The 1,291-nt window shown below is 52.4% G+C and carries 1 protein-coding gene; it reads left to right on the plus strand.

Translation table 11 applies throughout. The annotated features are described in order from the left end of the window. The first annotated feature begins 333 nt into the window (after window positions 1-333). Window positions 334-1,251 carry an RNA-directed DNA polymerase gene (locus tag OKA04_RS24445; protein ID WP_264503851.1) on the plus strand — a complete coding sequence of 306 codons (918 nt, stop codon included), beginning with the start codon at window positions 334-336 and terminating at the stop codon, window positions 1,249-1,251. The last annotated feature ends 40 nt before the right edge of the window (window positions 1,252-1,291 follow it).

Genomic DNA, 1,291 nt, shown 5'->3' on the forward strand with positions numbered 1-1,291 from the left:
GAGGATTCTCCAATGGTCGTGCGGCTCTGTACAGCCCAATTGCTCAACTTCAGTTAATTTTCAGACGGCTTCTAAGCCAAAATTTGAAGGAATTGCCTCAGGGAGCACGATTGTGACCATTGGCCTTCAGTTTTTCCGCAACTACCAGATCGCATGCCCATCGGATGTGGAAGAGCAGAGGCGAATCTCGCAAACGTTGCTCTCATCCGATGACGCTCTGAACCGATCAACCGCGGACCTCGCCAAGGTGTGTTCACTCAAATCCGCCTTGATGCAAGACCTCCTGACCGGGAGGAAGCGAGTGACAGGGCTGCTTAATGAGGGAGGGATCTCATGAGCGCCAAGAAAGCACCGAAGGAGCCGGATGATAAAGCCATCTCGCTCCTCAAGCTCAGTCACAGCGAAGCGAGAACGTTTTTTCTCAAAGGGGAGAGCTATTGCAGCTTTGATCTTCCACCTTATATCGGATTCGGCGCCCTACTGGAAAAGGTCAGCAAACTGCTGGTCGGGAAGGATCTCAAGAGCTTCTGCAAGGCCGACACAAGTCCTCGCGATTTTGATGATTTGAGCTACACCTTGTTCCACAACAAGGACGGCAAGTTCGCATGGCGTCCCTTGCAGCTCAGTCATCCAGCTCTTTACGTTTCTCTCGTTCACGCAATCACTGAGCAATCGGCATGGAAGGCGATCTGTGAGCGATTCAAGGAGTTCGCGAAGAACAAGCGGATCGTTTGTGCGAGTATTCCAATTCGATCGGCAACCTCGCAAAGCGACAAGGCCGAGCAAATTCTCCACTGGTGGGAGGATCTGGAGCAGCGCTCCATCGAGCTCTCGCTTGAATACGAGCATCTGGCACACACTGACATCACCGACTGCTACAGCTCGATTTACACCCATTCGATCGTCTGGGCGCTTCACACCCGGGAGGAAGCAAAGAAGAAGGCAAATCGAACTAACCCCGCTCTCATCGGGAATGTAATTGATTGGCACATTCAGGATATGAGCTACGGCCAAACCAACGGCATTCCGCAGGGTTCGGTCCTCATGGATTTCATTGCTGAAATTGTCCTTGGCTACGCGGATACCCTGATTGCGGACGAGATCAAGGCGGCGAAGATCAGCGACTACCAGATCCTTCGCTATCGGGATGATTACCGGATTTTCGTCAATAATCCGGCGGAAGGGAGCGAGATCGTCAAAATCATTTCCAAGGTTCTAGACGGTGTCGTCACAAGATTTCCGCCCACATAAGCGCACAGCGCAGTTGGACCGCCGCCAAATATGAGGACGC

It is taken from the genome of Luteolibacter flavescens (genome assembly GCF_025950085.1).
Lineage (GTDB): Bacteria > Verrucomicrobiota > Verrucomicrobiia > Verrucomicrobiales > Akkermansiaceae > Haloferula > Haloferula flavescens.